Here is a 17390-nt window from a genome sequence, read left to right as displayed (position 1 = left end):
TGGGGGTTTTGGCCTCAGCGCTTCGCGACGCCCAGTTTCAGCTGCCGTACAACCCCGTCCACGATCGCTTCGACGGATTCGTCGATCGAGACGGTGATGACGTGCTCGCCCGCCTCCGGCGGTTCCAGCGTGCTGAACTGGCTCGTCAGCAGCCCGGGCGGCATGAAGTGCCCCTTGCGTTGCGCGAGACGAGCGGCGATCAGCTCCTTCGTGCCCCTGAGGAAGACAAAGCGCACGTCGTCGCGTCCACGCAGGAGCACGTCACGATAGGTGTGCTTCAGCGCCGAGCAGGCGATGATGATTTGCTCGCCTTTGTCGCAGACCCGCGCGATCTCGTCGGCGATGGCGTTGAGCCAGGGCCAGCGGTCCTCGTCGGTGAGAGGATGGCCAGCCCGCATCTTCTCGACATTGCTGGCGGGGTGAAAGCTGTCGCCGTCCTCGAAGCGCCAGCCGAGGCGCTCGCCGAGCGCGTTTGCAACCGTGCTCTTGCCCGAGCCCGACACGCCCATCACGATCAATGCACAAGGTGCTTCAACGCCCGCCACGAATTCCCTCCGGTAGCGCGGCCTGGTCGACCAGCCAGACGGTCTCACCATTCGAGCGCGCGCGTACAGCCGGCAGAGTCTCGCCATTGAGGAGGCGCGTCAAGATCGGCTGCTTGTCGTGCCCCGCAATCTCGAACAGCATTTCGCGGCAGGATGCCAGCGCGGGCAGGGTGAGGGATACCCGCGGCACGAAAGGCGCGACATTGGCCTTAGGGACCCCGACGACCCAGCGCATGGTCTCCTCGATCGCGGGGTAGCCCGGAAAGAGCGAAGCCGTATGGCCGTCCGGGCCCGCACCCATCAAAACCATGTCGAACAGCGGCCGTGCCGGATCGAGGCTTTCCGCGCCGTAGAAAGACTGCAGCTCGCGCGCATAAGCCGCGGCGCTCTGATCAGGGTTGTCAGCCGCCGTCGGGATCGGGTGAATATGGCCGGGGGGCGCATTGCGATCGAGAAAGGTCGCGCGCGCGATCGCCATGTTGTTGAGGGGATCGCTTTCGGGCACGAAGCGCTCGTCACCGATGAACCAGTGCACGCGCTCCCATGGGATCTTGCCGCGCCAGGCATCGCTGCCAAGCAGCTGATAGAGCTTCGTTGGGCTGGAGCCGCCGGTGAGACAGATCGCGATCCGCCCGGGATTGGCATCGATCCGCGCCATCACCCGCTCGGCCGCGGTCTGCGCCAGCGCCTCGGCGTCCGCCTCGACGATCAGCTTCGGCTGTCCGGCCGCTGCCATCACGAAAACTTCCGCCAGGTTCGGCCGTCGCGACGGAGCAACTCGTCAGCGCAGGCGGGGCCGTCGCTGCCGGCTTGATAGGTCTCGATGCCGTTCGTGCCTGCGTTCTTCCAGGCGTCCAGGAACGGCTGCACCGCTTGCCACCCAGCCTCGATTCCGTCGGCGCGCTGGAACAGGATGTTGTCGCCGATCATGCAGTCGTAGATCAACGTCTCGTAGCCGGTACTGGGATCGGCCCGGAAATAGTCGCCATAGCGAAACTTCATCTCGACGCCGTCGATGGTGATGCTAGGGCCCGGGATCTTGGCGTTGAACTGGAGCTCGATGGTTTCGGTCGGCGCGATGCCGATGGTGAGGAAGTTTTGCGAGAGCCGGTCGACCGCCGTGCCTGAGAACATGGACAGCGGCGCCTGCTTGAACTTGATCGCGACCTCGGTGCGCTTGTGGCCCAGCGCCTTGCCGGTGCGCAAGTAGAACGGCACGCCGGCCCAGCGCCAATTGTCGATCATCAGCTTCAGCGCGACAAAAGTCTCGGTGGTGCTGCCGCGCTTGACGTCCTCGGTCTTGCGATAGTCCGGGATCTCATCGTCGCCGATGCGCCCCGAGAGATATTGCGCGCGCACCGAGCTCTTCAGCGCTTCCTCCTCGCTCGGCTGCTGGATCGAGGTCAAAACCTCGGCCTTTTCCGAGCGCACGGAATGCGCGTCGAAACGGGCCGGCGGCTCCATCGCCACCAGCGACATCAGCTGAAACAGGTGGTTCGGCACCATGTCGCGGAGCGCACCGGTGGCGTCATAAAAGCCGCCGCGATGGCCGACGCCGAGCTTCTCCTCCACCGTGATCTGGATGTGGTCGATATGGTTGCGATTCCAGATCGGTTCGAACATGCCGTTGGCAAAGCGCAGTACCAGGATGTTCTGCACCGTCTCCTTGCCGAGATAGTGATCGATCCGGTAGATCTGGTGCTCCTGCATGATCTTCAGCAACTCGGCGTTCAGCGCGCGCGCGGAGGCGAGGTCGGTGCCGAACGGCTTTTCGACCACCAGTCGCCGCCAGGTGCCGTTCTCCTTCATCATGCCGGTGCGGCCGAGCTCGCGCGCGGTCGGCGCGAACGCGGCGGGCGGGGTCGCCAGGTAGAACAAGCGGTTGCCGCCGGTGTCTTGCGCGCATTCGAGCGCATCGAGATGTTCGCGCAAGCGATCGAAGGATGGCGGGTCTTTTGGATCCGCTTCGACGAAGCTGACGCGCTCCAGGAGTTTCTTGGCGACGACGTCGTCCACGGAGCGGGTCGCAAACTCACGCAGGCCTTTCATCAGGCTGTCGCGGAGCTCGTCGTCCGACATGGCGTTGCGGCCGACGCCGACGACGCAGAACTTCTCCGGCAACATATGTTCGGCAGCAAGATTGTAAAGTGACGGCATCACGAGGCGGTGAGTGAGATCACCGGTGACGCCAAAAATGACGAAGGCGCAATTCTCCGGCTTGCGCTTTGGCTGCTGGTCTTTTGTCACGAATTACTAGCCTTCGCTTTGTGGACTTCTTCTGACTTGGACTTCTTATTTGGACTTCGGCTCCTTGTGGCCGCCAAAGCCCGCGCGCATCGCGGAGAGAATCTTCTCGGCGAAAGTGTGTTGCTGCCGCGAACGGAAACGTGTGTAGAGCGCGGCCGTCAAAACTTCGGCCGGCACGGCCTCGTCGATCGCCGCGTTCACGGTCCAGCGTCCTTCGCCGGAATCTTCGACGAAGCCGGAATATTCCGTCAGCGCCGGGCTGTCGGCGAGTGCCGTCGAGGTGAGGTCGAGCAGCCAGGACGGAATCACGGAGCCGCGCCGCCACACTTCGGCGATATCGGCGAGATCGAAATCGTAACGATGATCCGCCGGCAACGCCTCGATGCTGGCGTTCTTGAGGATGTCAAAACCTTCGGCATAGGCCTGCATCAGTCCGTATTCGATGCCGTTGTGGATCATCTTGACGAAATGCCCGGCGCCGACCGGGCCGGCATGGATGTAGCCCTGCTCGATGCGGGAATCGCGCCCCTCGCGTCCCTCCGTGCGCGGAATGTCGCCGGCGCCGGGCGCGAGCGCGGCGAAGATCGGATCGAGCCGGTCGACCACCTGTTTCTCACCGCCGATCATCATGCAATAGCCGCGGTCGAGGCCCCAGACGCCGCCGGAGGTGCCGACGTCGACATAGTGGATGCCGCGCGTCTTCAGCGCCTTGCCGCGGCGGACGTCGTCCTGCCAGAAGGTGTTGCCGCCGTCGATGATGACGTCGCCTTCCTGCATCACGCCCGCGATCGTGCCGATCGTGGTCTCGGTGATGTGGCCGGCTGGCAGCATCACCCAGGCCGTACGCGGCCGCTCGAGTTTCGAGATGAACTCCTCCAGCGTCGCGGAGCCAATCGCGCCGTCTGCGGCGAGGCCGGCGACGGCCTTGGCGTCCTTGTCGTAAACCACGGTCGAATGGCCGTGGCGCATCAGCCGGCGAACGATGTTGCCGCCCATCCGGCCGAGACCGATCATGCCGAGTTGCATCTGAGAGATTCCTTTAATTGAGTGCGTCGTTAAGCGCCGCGTTGAGCGCAGCGAGGCCTCTCTTGAGCCCGCCCTTCAGGTGGACCCGCAGCGCGCGCCGGCCGCGCTCGGTGAGCACGTCGAAGTCGCCGCGCGCCTGTGCTGCCTTGATGATTCCGAAGCTTGCCTTCTGGCCCGGCACGGGCAAGTCCTTGGCGTCGTCGGCAGTGATCTGGAGGAATACGCCGCTATCGGGCCCGCCCTTGTAGGCTTGCCCGGTCGAGTGCAGGAAGCGCGGTCCAAACTCGGCGCAGGTTGCGACGTGCCGCTTCTCGCGCACTTCGAGCCGCATGGTTTGCAGTGCCTCGATCGTCGCCTTGTCGCGCGCGATGTAGCCGAGCAGGGCGACATAATCGCCATGATTGGAGCGCGACAGATGCGCCTTCAGCCATGAGGTCAGGTCGCCGTTGGCGCCGGCAGCGCGCAACGCCGTGGCGTTGGTCTCGTCGGTGTAAAGATCGGCTTCATCCGTGCTGACCACCGGCTGCTCCGCCGGCAGCGCCCCGGTTTTCTCGAACGACGCGGTGAGCTCGCGGGTCTTGATCTTGGCCGCTTCCACGTCCGGCTGATCGAACGGATTGATGCCGAGGATGCTGCCCGCCACCGCCGTTGCCATCTCGAAGCGGAAGAACTCCTGGCCGAGATGGTCGATCGACTTCATCACGATGCGCACCACGGGATGGCCGGCCGCTTCGACCGCGGCAAGCTTCGAGTCATGGGCGGCGTCCGCCTCGCCCTCGATACGGATATCGATGAAGAGCCGGTCATTGCCATAGACTGCGGGTTCGCCCAGCGGCTCGCCGTCGATCGGGATCAGGCCCTTGCCGTCCTTGCCGGTCGATTCCGCGATCAGCTGTTCGGCCCAGGCGCCGAAATCGGCGATCTTCTTGGACGACAGGATCGTCACCTTGTCGCGGCCTTCGAGCGCTGCGAGGCCCATGGCAAGGCCGAGTTGCACGCCGGGGTTCTCAGCTGGCGGCACGTCCGGTCCGCAGGAGCGGGCCATCGCAAGCGCGTGCTTGACGAAGGTCTTGATATCGACGCCCGCAGTTGCCGCCGGCACCAGGCCGAACGGCGAGAGCACCGAATAACGTCCGCCGATGGAGGGCTCGCCGTGGAAGATGCGGGCATAGTTCAGCTTCTTCGCCGCCGTCTCCAGCGACGAGCCGGGATCGGTCACCGCGATGAAGCGGAAGCCGGTCTTGGCCTTCGGGCCGAGGGCCTGCGCGACGCGCTCATGGAAATAATCCTTCATCGCGTTAGGCTCGGTGGTGCCGCCGGATTTGCTGGAGACGATGAACACGGTGTTGGCGATGTCGATCCTGGCCTCCATCGCCCGCACCTGCGCCGGATCGGTGGAATCCAGCACGTGCAGCTTCGGGAAGCCGGACTTCCGCGCGAACGTCTCGGCCAGTACCTCGGGGCCAAGGCTCGAACCGCCCATGCCGAGCACGACAGCGTCCGAGAACTTCTGGCCCTTCACGCGGTTTGCGTAGTCCTCATAATTGGCGACGTCGGCTTTGGCGGCGCTGTCGAGCCAGCCGAGCCACTTGTCCTCGTCGCTTCCGGTCCAGACCGATTTGTCGCGCTGCCACAGCCTGCGGATCTTGGCAGAGGCCCGCCATTCCTCGGTGCTCTTGGCCACGGCCTTGCCGAGACCGTCGCCGAGCGAGAGAAGCTGGCGGTCGATCGCGGGCCCGAGCACGGTGGCGCGCTTGTGGGCGACCGCGCCATAGAGCTTGTCGGCGGCATCGGCAAACTGCTTGACGCCGTCCTTGACGAGCTCTTCGGTGACGGCATCGAGCGAGACGCCGGAGCGCTCCAGCTCTTCCAGCACGCGGCGGGCGTCGTCGACATTCTCTTCAAGGCTGTCGCGCGGCGTGCCGTGGTCGCGGAACGCATCCAGTGTTGCCGGCGGCATGGTGTTGATGGTGTTGGGGCCGATCAGCTCCTCGACATAGAGGATATCGCTGTAGTCCTTGTTCTTGGTGCCGGTCGAGGCCCAGAGCATGCGCTGCGGCTTGGCGCCCTTGGCGGCGAGCTTGTCCCAGCGGGGACCCGAGAACAGGCGCTTGTAATCCTGGTAGGCGACCTTGGCATTGGCGATCGCGACCTTGCCCTTCAGCGCGGCGAGCCGTTCTTTTTCGCTGGGGTCGTTGGCGCGGGCGATCTTTTCGTCGAGCTGCTTGTCGACCACCGAATCGATGCGGCTGACGAAGAAGCTCGCCACGCTCGCCACGTGCGAGGGGTCGCTGCCACCTGCGACGTATTTCTCCAGGCCGGCGAGATAGGCCTCGGCGACTTGCAGATAGACGTCCCTGGAGAACAGCAGCGTGATGTTGATGCTGATGCCGTCGCCGATGAGCGTTTCGATCGCGGGCAGGCCCTCCGGCGTCGCCGGCACCTTCACCATCAGGTTCTTGCGGTTGACGTCCTTCCAGAGCCGCCGCGCCTCGGCGACCGTGCTGCCTGTGTCCATCGCAAGATAGGGCGAGACCTCCAGGCTGACATATCCGTCGTCTCCCCTGAGGCGGTCATAGACCGGGCGCAGCACATCGGCGGCGTTCTGGATGTCCTCGACCGCGACAGCCTCGAACAGGTCGGTGACCGATCGATCGCCGCGCTTCAACGCCCTGCCGATCTGCGCGTCGTACTCGTCCGAGCTGCCGATCGCCTTCTCGAAGATCGATGGATTGGAGGTGACGCCCTTGACGCCGTCGGTGTCGATCAGCCGCTTCAGGTCGCCCTTGGCGATGAAGCCACGGGCCAGGAAGTCCAGCCAGACGGCTTGTCCGTGCTTTTCCAGTTCTTTGACGGGATTCATGCTGCTTATTTATCTCCAAGCCTGCGGGCGAGGGGTTTCCGCGCCGGTCCTGACGCGCTATCCTCTAGCTTACATGCTTCCTTGAGGGAACCATTCAAGGGTATGGACGTCATACCCTCCAGTGTAACTCCGTCGCCATCATGGCGATCCGGGTGAAGGAGCCGAGTTACGTAAAAAGTCGTTGGCCGCGAGGAATCGGCCGGGGGCTCGTTGCGTAGCGTTAGCTGCCTAACCTCGTCGCTAGTGGCTGCGCGGAGTACGATCGGCGGATTCCGGTCCGCCTGATGCATTGTGGCTCGGTCGCGAATGGCCATGCTGGGGGAAAGCATGCACGCAGATCATGCAGATCATGATGGCCTGGCGCCCGCTGTCGCTGACAGCCCGCAATCCGTCACGCGGGCCGGATGCATCGACGCCTCCAACGATCTCGAAATCAGTCTATGCAAGACCCAACTACGGCTGCTGGTCGCGGCGGGTTTCGCCGTGACACTGCTCAGCGCCGGCCTGGCCTTAGCTTGGTGGGGCGGCATGAGCGACTACGATACCGCGATGGGCTATGCGGGCGTCGCGCTGTTCGGTCCGATCACCTGCTGGCTGATCTGGGTGCTCCCCGCCGAACGGGGGCCGGTGGTGATCGTCACCCCCTACGGCATCCGCGATCTCCGCATCGGCAATGAATTTCTGCTGTGGGACTCGATCGCGGAGATTTCGGCTGAAGAACGCCGTGGGCGCAAGATGATCGTGCTGACGCCGACGCCGGCCTTGCAGCGGCAGCTCTGCACCATCCGCGGCTTGGCCCGTTGTGCTCAGAACGGTCGGATTGTCATTCGGTCGGAGGGTTTGGCGACCGATTTTGATACACTGCTGAGGGCTTGCCGCGACTGTCACGCTGCCAGTAGTCCGCGCACTGCATTGCAGCAGGAAGATGAACGCGGCACCCAAGGCTTCGCCGTACAAGCGTCATAAGATCGCCGCTCGCGGATCGCTATGGTGCCGGGCAGGATAGGCTCATCCCCGGTAACGCCCGGATGTTGCGACCGAGTGACATTTTCTGGAAATAGGCCAATATAGATAGAGATTCGCACAAATTACGGGCAGGTGCCTGTTCGTAACCCAACGAGTGCCTACGTTGTGCGTTGCGTCGAGTCGACACCAGGGTGTCCAATGATCGTCATGTGCTCACGCTGATTCGATCCGGCCTGAGGAACGGTCCGGTAACTGCTTTCGTTTCAGCTTGTAGCGGAACTCACGCGGAGAGGGATCATGTACAACGATTCTCTATTCAACGCTTTCGCTAAGTCGTTCGAGGCGAGAAGCCAGCACGACATGTCGATGGCGGAATATCTGGAATCGTGTCGAAGCGATCCCATGAAATACGCGAACGCGGCCGAACGATTACTCGCGGCGATCGGCGAGCCCCAGACGATTGACACGGCCAAGGACCCACGCCTCGGCCGTATTTTTTTGAACCGCACGATCCGCACCTATCCGGCCTTCGCCGGTTTTTATGGCATGGAAGAAACCATCGAGCGCATCGTCGGTTTCTTCCGTCACGCAGCGCAGGGCCTCGAAGAGCGCAAGCAGATCCTCTATCTGCTCGGTCCGGTCGGCGGCGGCAAATCCTCGCTTGCCGAGCGGCTGAAGTCGCTAATGGAAGTGCATCCGATCTACGTGCTCAAGGCCGGCGACGAGTTGAGCCCGGTGTTCGAAAGCCCGCTCAGCCTGTTCGATCCGGATCAGCTCGGCCCGATGCTGGAAGAGAAATACGGCATTCCGCGCCGCCGTCTCACCGGCCTGATGAGCCCGTGGTGCTACAAGCGGCTCGAAGCCTTCGGCGGTGACATTTCCCAGTTTCGGGTCGCCAAGATCCAGCCGTCGCGGCTGCGCCAGATCGCGGTCGCCAAGACCGAGCCCGGTGACGAGAACAACCAGGACATCTCCTCGCTGGTCGGCAAGGTCGATATCCGCAAGCTCGAGACTTACGCGCAGAACGATCCCGATGCCTACAGCTATTCGGGCGGCCTCAACCGCGCCAACCAGGGCATCCTCGAATTCGTCGAAATGTTCAAGGCGCCGATCAAGATGCTGCACCCGCTGCTGACGGCAACGCAGGAAGGCAACTATATCGGCACGGAGAATATCGGCGCGATTCCGTTCACCGGCGTCATCCTCGCCCACTCCAACGAAGCCGAGTGGTCGAGCTTCAAGGCCAACAAGAACAACGAGGCCTTCATCGACCGCATCTGCGTGATCAAGGTGCCTTATTGCCTGCGGATCACCGAAGAGCAGAAGATCTACGAGAAGCTGATCCAGGGCTCCGAGCTCGCGGCCGCGCCGTGCGCCCCTTCGACGCTGGAGACGATGGCCCGGTTCTCGGTGATGTCGCGTCTGCGCAAGCACGAAAATTCCACGGTGTTCGCCAAGATGCGGGTTTACGACGGCGAGAGCCTGAAGGAATCCGATCCGAAGGCGCGCAGCGTCCAGGAATATCGCGATGCCGCCGGCGTCGACGAGGGTATGGACGGTGTCTCCACGCGCTTCGCTTTCAAGATCCTGGCTGCCACCTTCAACCATGATCCGCAGGAAGTCGCCGCCGACGCCGTGCATCTGATGTACGCGCTGGAGCAGTCGATCAAACGCGAGCAGCTGCCCGAGGAAGTCGAGAAGCGCTACCTCGAATTCATCAAGGCGGATCTCGCACCGCGCTATGCCGAGTTCATCGGCAACGAGATCCAGAAGGCCTATCTCGAATCCTACTCGGATTACGGCCAGAACCTGTTCGACCGTTACGTCGACTACGCCGATGCCTGGATCGAGGACCAGGATTTCAAGGATGCCGACACCGGCCAGCTGCTTGATCGCGAACTGTTGAACCAGGAATTGACCAAAATCGAGAAGCCGGCGGGCATCGCCAATCCGAAGGATTTCCGCAACGAGGTGGTCAAATTCTCGTTACGGTCGCGCGCCCAGAACGGTGGCAAGAATCCGACCTGGATCTCCTATGAGAAGATTCGCGATGTGATCGAAAAGCGGATATTCTCTCAGGTCGAGGACCTGCTTCCGGTCATCTCTTTCGGGTCGAAGAAGGACGGCGAGACGGAAAAGAAGCACGGCGAGTTCGTCGCACGCATGGTGGAGCGCGGCTACACCGAGCGTCAGGTTCGCCGGCTCGTCGAATGGTACATGCGCGTGAAGCAGGCCGGTTGAGGCGGATGGAAAAGTGCCCATTCACATTATTGACAGGCGTCTGAATCCAGGCGGCAAGAGTCTTGAGAACCGGCAGCGGTTCTTGCGTCGGGCCAAATCCCTGGTGCAGGGCGCCGTCAAGAAGACCTCGCAGGAACGCGACATCAAGGATGTCCTGGAGGGTGGTGAAGTCACGATACCGCTCGACGGCATGCACGAGCCGCGCTTCCGCCGCGAAGGCGGAATACGCGACATGGTGCTGCCCGGAAACAAGAAGTTCATCGAGGGTGACTATCTCCAGCGGTCCGGCCAGGGCAGCGCCAAGGATTCCGGTCCCGGCGAGGGCGACGGCGAAGACGCCTTCCGCTTCGTCCTGAGCCGCGACGAGTTCGTCGATCTCTTCCTCGACGACCTCGAACTGCCGGATCTCGCCAAGCGCAAGGTCGCGCAGACCGAGAGCGAGGGCATCCAGCGCGCCGGCTACACCACGTCGGGCTCGCCCGCCAACATCTCGGTGAGCCGGACTGTGCGGCGCGCACTGGCGCGCCGTATCGCGCTCAAGCGTCCCAGCAAGGAGGAGATCGAACAGCTGGAAGCCGCGATCGCGGCATGCACCGACGACGATGAGCGTTTGGTGTTGCTCGCCCAGCTCGAAAAGCTGAAGGCGAAAACGAAGCGCATTCCCTTCATCGATCCGCTCGACATCCGTTATCGCCGCTTCGAGACGGTGCCCAAGCCGGTGGCGCAAGCCGTGATGTTCTGCCTGATGGACGTCTCGGGCTCGATGTCCGAGCACATGAAGGATCTCGCCAAGCGGTTCTACATGCTGCTCTACGTGTTCCTGAAGCGCCGCTACAAGCATGTCGAGATCGTCTTCATTCGCCACACCGACCGCGCCGAGGAAGTGGACGAGCAGACCTTCTTCTACGGTCCGGCCTCCGGCGGCACGCTGGTTTCCAGCGCGCTCCAGGCGATGCACGAGATCGTGCGCGAGCGCTTCAATCCGTCGGACTGGAATATCTACGCCGCACAAGCCTCCGACGGCGACAATTCCTATTCCGACGGCGAGCTCACGGGCATGTTGTTGACCGACAAGATCCTGCCGATCTGCCAGTTCTTCGCCTATCTCGAGGTCGGGGAATCAGGCGGCAGCGCCTTCGATCTCTCCGACTCCTCGCTCTGGACCCTCTACGAGCGCCTGCGCAACAGCGGCGAACCGCTCTCGATGCGCAAGGTCAGCGAGCGCAGCGAGATTTTTCCGGTGTTCCACGATTTGTTCCAGCGCCGCGAAACTGCCCAGGAGAAGACCGCTCCATGACGGAACGCTTGTTCGAAGGCGCCGATTGGGATTTTCACATCTTGCAGCGCATCACCGATGCCTGCGAAGAGGTGGCGACCAAGGATCTCGGGCTCGACGTCTATCCGAACCAGATCGAGGTGATCACCGCCGAGCAGATGCTGGATGCCTACTCGTCGGTCGGCATGCCCCTGTTCTACAAGCATTGGTCGTTCGGCAAGCAGTTCGCGTATCACGAGGCGTCCTATCGCAAGGGACTGATGGGGCTCGCCTATGAAATCGTGATCAACTCCTCGCCCTGCATCTCCTATCTGATGGAGGAGAACACGGCGACGATGCAGACGCTGGTGATTGCCCACGCCGCCTTCGGCCACAACCACTTCTTCAAGAACAATTATCTGTTCAAGCAGTGGACCGACGCCGACGGTATTCTGGACTACCTCGACTTCGCCAAGAAGTATGTGATGAGCTGCGAGGAGCGCTACGGTCGCGTCGAGGTCGAGCGCACTTTGGATGCCGCGCATGCGCTGATGTCGCACGGCATCGACCGCTATCCCGGCAAGAAGAAGCTGGATTTGCGCGAGGAAGAGAAGCGTGCCGGCCGTCGCCGCCAGCACGAAGAGGAGGTCTTCAACGATCTCTGGCGCACGGTGCCCAAGGGGGCGTCGAAGACCCGGTCAGCCATCTCCCTCGAACGGCGCCGCAAGCTGCTCGGCCTGCCGCAGGAAAACCTGCTGTATTTCCTGGAGAAAAGCGCGCCGCGCCTGGCGCCATGGCAGCGCGAGCTGTTGCGCATCGTCCGCCACATCGCGCAATATTTCTATCCGCAGAGCCAGACCAAGGTGATGAACGAGGGGACGGCGACCTACGTCCACTATCGCATCATGACCAAGCTGCATCAGCAGGGCCGCATCAGCGACGGCAATTTCCTCGAATTCCTGCAGTCACACACCAACGTCGTGTTCCAGCCTGAATTCGACGACCAGCGCTTCTCCGGCTTTAACCCCTACGCGCTCGGCTTCGCAATGATGCAGGACATCGAGCGCATCGTCACAAATCCCGCGGACGAGGATCGTGAGTGGTTCCCCGACATCGCCGGCAAGAACGACGTGATGGGCGTGCTGCGCGACGTCTGGGCGAACTACCGCGATGAAAGCTTCATCGCCCAATTCCTGAGCCCGAAGCTGATGCGGCACCTCCGCATGTTCCATCTGCACGATGACCCCGAGGAGCGAGCGGGCATCCGGGTCGATGCCATCCACGACGATCGCGGCTTCCGCCGTGTTCGGCGCGAATTGGCGCGGCAGCATGATGTCGGCTACATCGACGCCAATATCGAAGTGGTCGACGTCGATCTCTCCGGCGATCGCCGCCTGATCCTGCATCACCACGTCATCAAGGGCTCGCAGCTCAACGAGACCGATGCCAAGCGGGTGCTCCAGCACCTCGCCGATCTCTGGACCTATGACGTCGCGCTGATCGAGGTCGACGGCAACGACAAGGTCTTGCGCGAATATGTCGTGAGCCCGCGCCCGATTCCGGTGGCGGCCTGACGTCGCCGTCTACGGAGAACGCTTCTTGGCCGGCTTCTTCTTGGCATTGCTCGTGTTCAGGGCCGCCGCCGCGCGGATCAGCGCCTTCAACGCCTTCTCGTTGATTTTCGCGCCTTCGTGGAAATCGATCGCGCGCCGCACATTGCCCTCGAGGCTGGAATTGAACAGCCCGGCCGGGTCGTCCAGTGCCGCGCCCTTGGCAAACGTCATCTTCAAGACGGCCTTGTAGGTCTCCCCCGTGCAGATGATGCCGTCGTGCTCCCAGACGGGCACGCCGCGCCATTTCCACTCCTCGACAATGTCAGGATCGGCCTCCTTGATCAGGCCGCGGATGCGCTTGAGCATCTCGCCGCGCCAGTCGCCGAGCTCCTTGATCCTGCTGTCGATCAGCTTGGAAGGCGAAGGCCCATTTGCTTCCTTCGCGCTGCCTGTCGTAGCGGTCACGGCCTTTTTCATGATCTCGCCTCGCGTCGCGCGTCGTCGCGCTTGCCGAGATAGGGCAGCGCGAACAAATATAACCCGGTGATAAGCATCGGAATCAGCGGGACGAGCGCCATGAAGCCGATCCAGGCGGCCTCGACCCGCTGGATCATGGCGACGATGTTCGCGACGACGGCGAGCGTGAAAGCGATCGACAGCCAGCGATGGATTTGCCGAATCCACATGCTTGAGCTCATTGGGATCTCCTTTGGGAATGATCTGAAGAGACGCCGGCTGGCTAGTCAGCCCGCGCCAGCACCTCGTCCAGCTTGGCGAAAAACTGCTTCCAGCCGGCATGCGCGCCGCCAAAAGCCTGCTTCTGCGTCGGGCTGAAGCCGGCTTGCTCGACGCGCAGTTGCGTGCCGGCGCCCGTCGGTGTCAGCGTGAAGGTCACGACGCTCTTGAGATCGAACGCCGCGTCGTCATGCGAGAAATTCCAGGTGTAGGCGAGCGTCTTCTGCGGCTCGATGGTGAGGACCTCGCAGTCCAGCACGCCGCCCCACTCGCCGCGAAGGTTGAAGCGGTGGCCGACGGTCGGCTTGAAGTCGTTCTTCATCAGCCACTCCTCGATCAGATGCGGCTGCGTCAGCGCACGCCAGATCCGCTCTGCCGGAAAGGCAAATTCGCGCTCGATGACGACAGAACGCATCTCGGTAGCGGCTTCGGTCATTGGTCCATCCTCTTCAGGAGATCGTCGAGTGCGTCCAGCCGGTTTTGCCAGAACCCGGCCATCTGGCCGGTCCAGTCGATCAGCGGATTGAGTGCGCCGGGCAGCGCGCTGTAATGCGTTTGCCGTCCTTGATGCCGGTCGCGCACCAGCCCGGCCTGCTTCAGCGCGCCAAGATGTTTTGAGACCGCCGGCTGGGAAACGCCTGATACCGCCGTCAGTGCCCCGACTGTCTGTTCCCCTTCGCGGCACAGCCGCTCGAAGATCGCCCGCCGGGTCGGATCGGCAAGCGTCCTGAACAGAAGGTCGTGAGCGACGGACATGAGATTCATAACCTGTAAGTTATGGATTAGTTCATAACCATGGGGTTATGATATGTCAAGCGCGATGAAGGGGCGGTCGGATTTCAGTACTTGCCGCGGGCACCGGTGCACCTCTCCCGCTTGCGGGAGAGGTCGGCGCGCAGCGCCGGGTGAGGGTTTTCTCCTCTTGGGGGTTCTCTTGGGAAGTCTCGATTGCGAGACATCCTCACCCCGCCTCTCACGCGCAAGCGGGGGAGGGAGCTCACCTTTTCGCGGTAACCTGCTTACGGCCGCAGATAGAGATAACCCTGCGACTGAAGCTCGGCCAGGCGGACCACGCCGCCTTTTTCCGCGCTGACGAAGCCCGGCAAGAGATCCGTAAGCGTGACGTTCTGCGCCTTCATCGTGTTGCCGCACGCGGCGAGCTCGACGCCGTCCTTGGAGAAATCGCTGACGCGCTTGCTGATGTCAGGGTTGGCCTGCGCCCCGTGAAACGCCTTCAGCGCCGGTCCATGGATCACCAGCGCGATCGTGACCTGATCAGGACCGCCGACGCCGTCGATGTGGTTCTGGATGTTGCCGAGCACGAAATTGACCTTCTCCGCGTCGCTGAGGTGATAGACCACCTTCAGCTTGCTGCCCGTGCTCGCTTCGGTGGCGGCTTGTGCACGCGAGGCGCCAAGCGCCGCGCCCACCGCCGAGACGGCGCTCCATAGGATGTTCCGGCGGTTCATGACGATCTCCCTCGATTGCGCCTGAGATATATCATTTGTGGCGGAGCGCGGCGACTTCCTTGCGATCGGTCACGAGCGAGGCGCACTCTCGGGCGTCAGTGCGGTTGAGGCGGAAGATCCCGTCGTCGGCACCGGCGACCAGCGATTGCTCGGCGTCGTCATCCGGCTTGTTGTTCTGCCAGACCCTGACCCGCACCAGCCGCACGACGGCCGATTTATCGTCCTTCGACAGCGCAACCCCGATGCTGCCGCCCTCGCAGTCGACGCCGCAGCCGAGGCGGACATCGTTCCCGTCCTTCACAAACGCAACATGGCTACAGGAGCCGCCGGAATTGAAATCGCCGCTACGATGGCGATATTTGAAGCCGAGCCGGAAGGAATTGTGCAGCTGCTTGTCCTCGCTGTCGAATTCCGCGGAGACCAGCAGCTTCATCAAGGCGACTTTCTGCTTGGGATGCCGCGCCAGGTGTTCGGCATCGTAGCGGCGGACGAAGCAGGCATAAGCCTTGTTGCCGGGGCGTGCCTGCGTACATCCGCGCGTTGAAGGTCTCGGCCTCGGTCTTGCCCGCCTCGCGGATGTCTTCGGCCTCCTCGGCCCGGGCGGCGCCGATGAACGTGGCAAAAATGACGGCAGCAAAAAGGGAAAACTTCATGATGGCCTCGAACGCCGCAGCTGAGCTGTAAGCTGTAGACGCGGCCCGGGTGCGACGCGTTCAACGTCGCGTGTCCCTGACATGATCATCGCTGGGGCGGAGCGAGCTGATAGTTCCATGCAGGGCGTTAGTCGTCGCGGGGATCGTGAAGGTTCAATCGAGGTGACGCTGTCGCCTTTCGGAACTCGATGCCTGCGATTCCTTCGACGTTGCCCCGCTTCATCGATGTGATAGCCTTCACAGACAGACGCGTTTGGAAGTCGTAAGCTGGGACTGCCTTTGTAGTTGGTGGAGTCCCCCCGCGATGGGCGAAATTCGCAACTTCAGATCCGGGAATGACGAGCCGCCTTCACACGGCCCCATGCCTCGTCGTCTCGCCGCGATCATCGTCGGTGATATCGCTTCCTACAGTCGCCTGATGCAGGCCGACGAGGAAGGCACGCACGTCCGCGTCAAACGGATCGAACGGGATCTCATCCAGCCCAGCATCGTCGAGCACCACGGATCACTGGTGAAGACGACGGGCGACGGCTTCATCGCGATTTTCGACAGTCCCGTCGAGGCTGTTCGATGCAGCATCGTCATTCAGCAGAACCTCATCGGCCGCAATGCATCGCTCGCGAAAGATACCCGGATCGAATACCGGATTGGCGTCAATCTGGGTGATGTCATTGTGGAGCCGGACGATGTCTACGGCGATGGCGTCAACATCGCGACACGCATCGAAGGCATTGCGGAGCCTGGTCAGGTCTACATCTCGGGCGCGATCTACGAGCAGATCAAGCACAAGGTGGTGTGCGGCTATGAGTCGCTCGGGGACCGTAAGGTCAAGAACATCACGGATCCCGTGCGCATCTATCGCGTGCTGCCGGACGCAAATGCGGTCGGCACGACGCGAGGCCGGCGCGAGAATACCCTCATCTTTCTCTTGAGCATCACGCTGCTGGTCATTGCCGCCGGCGTGCTCTGGTATCTGCTGACGCAGCCGACCAGGACGAACGAGCAGGCGGTCACGCCGGCCGTCTCTCCCACCGTGTCCCCGATCCCGCAGCCTCCGCCGCGCGAAGCGGCGAGCCCGACACCGCAACCGTCGCCCTCGTTGGCGTCATCACCTTCGCCGTCCGCCCCGGCGCCCGATCAGTCGGCAACGCCGGTGCGAGAACCCGAATTGATCGCCATTCGCGGCGGCAGCTTCGCGATGGGAAGCAATGATGATCCGACCGAACGACCTGTGCATCAAGTCACGATCAAACCCTTCTCGATCGGAAAATATCCGGTGACCGTGCAGGAATGGAACGAATGCGCGGCTGCGAAGGCATGCGGCTTCACCGCCATCGGCAAGGATGATGCGCCGGTCACCAATGTGAGCTGGTCAGACGCACAACAATATGCGGCCTACCTCGTGCGGTCGACGAAGAAGCCCTATCGGCTTCCGACCGAAGCCGAATGGGAATATGCCGCGCGCGGCGGAACGCAGACAAAATATTGGTGGGGCGACAAGCTTCAGCAAGGGCTGGCCGGTTGCAAGGATTGTGGTGACCTCGCGGCCGAGCAGCCCGCGAAGGTCGGTAGCTTCAAGCCGAATCCGTTCGGACTGCACGACATGGGCGGCGGCGTCGATCAATGGGTCGAGGACTGCTGGCACAAAACCTATCAGGGGGCGCCCGGTGACGGCTCGGCATGGAGGAGCGGGGACTGCGGCGCTCATGTCCTGCGCTCTGGCTCCTGGAAGAACGATTCGAGATATGTGCGGCCATCTAACCGCGATGGCTACGACACCAATGTCCGTTATCCGACGCACGGATTCCGCGTCGCGCTCAGTCCTTAAGTGCTGGAG

At 62.6% G+C, this 17390-nt stretch carries 15 protein-coding genes and 1 pseudogene; 5 read left to right on the top strand and 11 right to left on the bottom strand.

Annotation, left to right across the window (positions count from 1 at the left end; translation table 11 throughout):
- Positions 1-14: 14 nt before the first annotated feature.
- Genes IVB27_RS08275 through IVB27_RS08255 form a run of 5 tightly spaced genes read right to left on the bottom strand, consistent with a single transcriptional unit; the run spans position 15 to position 6681 of the window.
- Positions 15-545: a gluconokinase gene (locus IVB27_RS08275; protein WP_247442798.1), complete on the bottom strand. Its 531-nt coding sequence runs from the start codon at positions 543-545 to the stop codon at positions 15-17.
- Positions 532-1281, bottom strand: coding sequence for a 6-phosphogluconolactonase (gene pgl, locus IVB27_RS08270; RefSeq protein ID WP_247442797.1), 750 nt, complete (start codon positions 1279-1281; stop codon positions 532-534). The genes IVB27_RS08275 and pgl overlap by 14 nt, the downstream gene beginning before the upstream one ends.
- Positions 1281-2792, bottom strand: coding sequence for a glucose-6-phosphate dehydrogenase (zwf, locus tag IVB27_RS08265; protein WP_247442795.1), 1512 nt, complete (start codon positions 2790-2792; stop codon positions 1281-1283). Before zwf ends, pgl begins: the two co-directional genes overlap by 1 nt.
- Positions 2793-2837: 45 nt before the next feature.
- On the bottom strand, positions 2838-3818 hold the full coding sequence (gnd, locus tag IVB27_RS08260) for a phosphogluconate dehydrogenase (NAD(+)-dependent, decarboxylating) (RefSeq protein WP_247442792.1): 981 nt from the start codon (positions 3816-3818) through the stop codon (positions 2838-2840).
- A gap of 13 nt (positions 3819-3831) precedes the next feature.
- Complete coding sequence (locus tag IVB27_RS08255; RefSeq protein WP_247442790.1) at positions 3832-6681, bottom strand: bifunctional transaldolase/phosoglucose isomerase; 2850 nt, start codon at positions 6679-6681, stop codon at positions 3832-3834.
- A 306-nt stretch (positions 6682-6987) separates the two neighbouring features.
- Here IVB27_RS08255 and IVB27_RS08250 point away from each other — a divergent pair, with 306 nt between their 5' ends.
- From IVB27_RS08250 to IVB27_RS08235, 4 genes are all read left to right on the top strand, one after another.
- The gene (locus IVB27_RS08250; protein WP_247442787.1) at positions 6988-7647 is read left to right on the top strand and encodes an STM3941 family protein; all 660 of its coding nucleotides are present in this window, start codon (positions 6988-6990) and stop codon (positions 7645-7647) included.
- Between the two features lie 297 nt (positions 7648-7944).
- On the top strand, positions 7945-9888 hold the full coding sequence (locus IVB27_RS08245) for a PrkA family serine protein kinase (protein ID WP_247350872.1): 1944 nt from the start codon (positions 7945-7947) through the stop codon (positions 9886-9888).
- Positions 9889-9907: 19 nt separating this feature from the next.
- Positions 9908-11185 (top strand): YeaH/YhbH family protein, encoded by a 1278-nt coding sequence (locus IVB27_RS08240; RefSeq protein ID WP_247442918.1) that lies wholly within the window; start codon positions 9908-9910, stop codon positions 11183-11185.
- Positions 11182-12717 carry a SpoVR family protein gene (locus IVB27_RS08235; protein ID WP_247350874.1) on the top strand — a complete coding sequence of 512 codons (1536 nt, stop codon included), beginning with the start codon at positions 11182-11184 and terminating at the stop codon, positions 12715-12717. Before IVB27_RS08240 ends, IVB27_RS08235 begins: the two co-directional genes overlap by 4 nt.
- 9 nt (positions 12718-12726) lie before the next feature.
- Here the strand turns inward: IVB27_RS08235 and IVB27_RS08230 are convergent, their stop codons facing one another.
- From IVB27_RS08230 to IVB27_RS08205, 6 genes and pseudogenes are all read right to left on the bottom strand, one after another.
- Positions 12727-13173: a DUF1801 domain-containing protein gene (locus IVB27_RS08230; RefSeq protein ID WP_247350877.1), complete on the bottom strand. Its 447-nt coding sequence runs from the start codon at positions 13171-13173 to the stop codon at positions 12727-12729.
- Entirely contained in the window at positions 13170-13394 is a 225-nt protein-coding gene (locus tag IVB27_RS08225; protein ID WP_247442782.1) for a hypothetical protein, read from the bottom strand. The genes IVB27_RS08230 and IVB27_RS08225 overlap by 4 nt, the downstream gene beginning before the upstream one ends.
- Before the next feature lie 41 nt (positions 13395-13435).
- A complete protein-coding gene (locus IVB27_RS08220) occupies positions 13436-13867 on the bottom strand; it encodes an SRPBCC family protein (protein WP_247350880.1) in 432 nt (143 codons plus the stop codon).
- Positions 13864-14187, bottom strand: coding sequence for an ArsR/SmtB family transcription factor (locus tag IVB27_RS08215; protein WP_247350883.1), 324 nt, complete (start codon positions 14185-14187; stop codon positions 13864-13866). The genes IVB27_RS08220 and IVB27_RS08215 overlap by 4 nt, the downstream gene beginning before the upstream one ends.
- 263 nt (positions 14188-14450) lie before the next feature.
- Positions 14451-14900: a DsrE family protein gene (locus IVB27_RS08210; RefSeq protein WP_247339280.1), complete on the bottom strand. Its 450-nt coding sequence runs from the start codon at positions 14898-14900 to the stop codon at positions 14451-14453.
- A gap of 31 nt (positions 14901-14931) precedes the next feature.
- A pseudogene (locus IVB27_RS08205) lies at positions 14932-15553 on the bottom strand (hypothetical protein).
- Positions 15554-15857: 304 nt separating this feature from the next.
- Here IVB27_RS08205 and IVB27_RS08200 point away from each other — a divergent pair.
- Positions 15858-17381, top strand: coding sequence for an SUMF1/EgtB/PvdO family nonheme iron enzyme (locus tag IVB27_RS08200; RefSeq protein WP_247442781.1), 1524 nt, complete (start codon positions 15858-15860; stop codon positions 17379-17381).
- Positions 17382-17390 lie beyond the last annotated feature (9 nt).

This window comes from Bradyrhizobium sp. 197 (genome assembly GCF_023073375.1).
Classification (GTDB): Bacteria; Pseudomonadota; Alphaproteobacteria; order Rhizobiales; family Xanthobacteraceae; genus Bradyrhizobium.
This window is presented reverse-complemented; position numbering and strand designations above follow the sequence as displayed.

Coding starts and splice junctions, on each gene's coding strand:
- pgl (WP_247442797.1), bottom strand. CDS start 1,281: ATGGCAGCGGCCGGACAGCCGAAGCTGATCGTCGAGGCGGACGCCGAG.
- gnd (WP_247442792.1), bottom strand. CDS start 3,818: ATGCAACTCGGCATGATCGGTCTCGGCCGGATGGGCGGCAACATCGTT.
- IVB27_RS08255 (WP_247442790.1), bottom strand. CDS start 6,681: ATGAATCCCGTCAAAGAACTGGAAAAGCACGGACAAGCCGTCTGGCTG.
- IVB27_RS08250 (WP_247442787.1), top strand. CDS start 6,988: ATGGCCATGCTGGGGGAAAGCATGCACGCAGATCATGCAGATCATGAT.
- IVB27_RS08245 (WP_247350872.1), top strand. CDS start 7,945: ATGTACAACGATTCTCTATTCAACGCTTTCGCTAAGTCGTTCGAGGCG.
- IVB27_RS08235 (WP_247350874.1), top strand. CDS start 11,182: ATGACGGAACGCTTGTTCGAAGGCGCCGATTGGGATTTTCACATCTTG.
- IVB27_RS08230 (WP_247350877.1), bottom strand. CDS start 13,173: ATGAAAAAGGCCGTGACCGCTACGACAGGCAGCGCGAAGGAAGCAAAT.
- IVB27_RS08225 (WP_247442782.1), bottom strand. CDS start 13,394: ATGAGCTCAAGCATGTGGATTCGGCAAATCCATCGCTGGCTGTCGATC.
- IVB27_RS08220 (WP_247350880.1), bottom strand. CDS start 13,867: ATGACCGAAGCCGCTACCGAGATGCGTTCTGTCGTCATCGAGCGCGAA.
- IVB27_RS08215 (WP_247350883.1), bottom strand. CDS start 14,187: ATGTCCGTCGCTCACGACCTTCTGTTCAGGACGCTTGCCGATCCGACC.
- IVB27_RS08210 (WP_247339280.1), bottom strand. CDS start 14,900: ATGAACCGCCGGAACATCCTATGGAGCGCCGTCTCGGCGGTGGGCGCG.
- IVB27_RS08200 (WP_247442781.1), top strand. CDS start 15,858: ATGGGCGAAATTCGCAACTTCAGATCCGGGAATGACGAGCCGCCTTCA.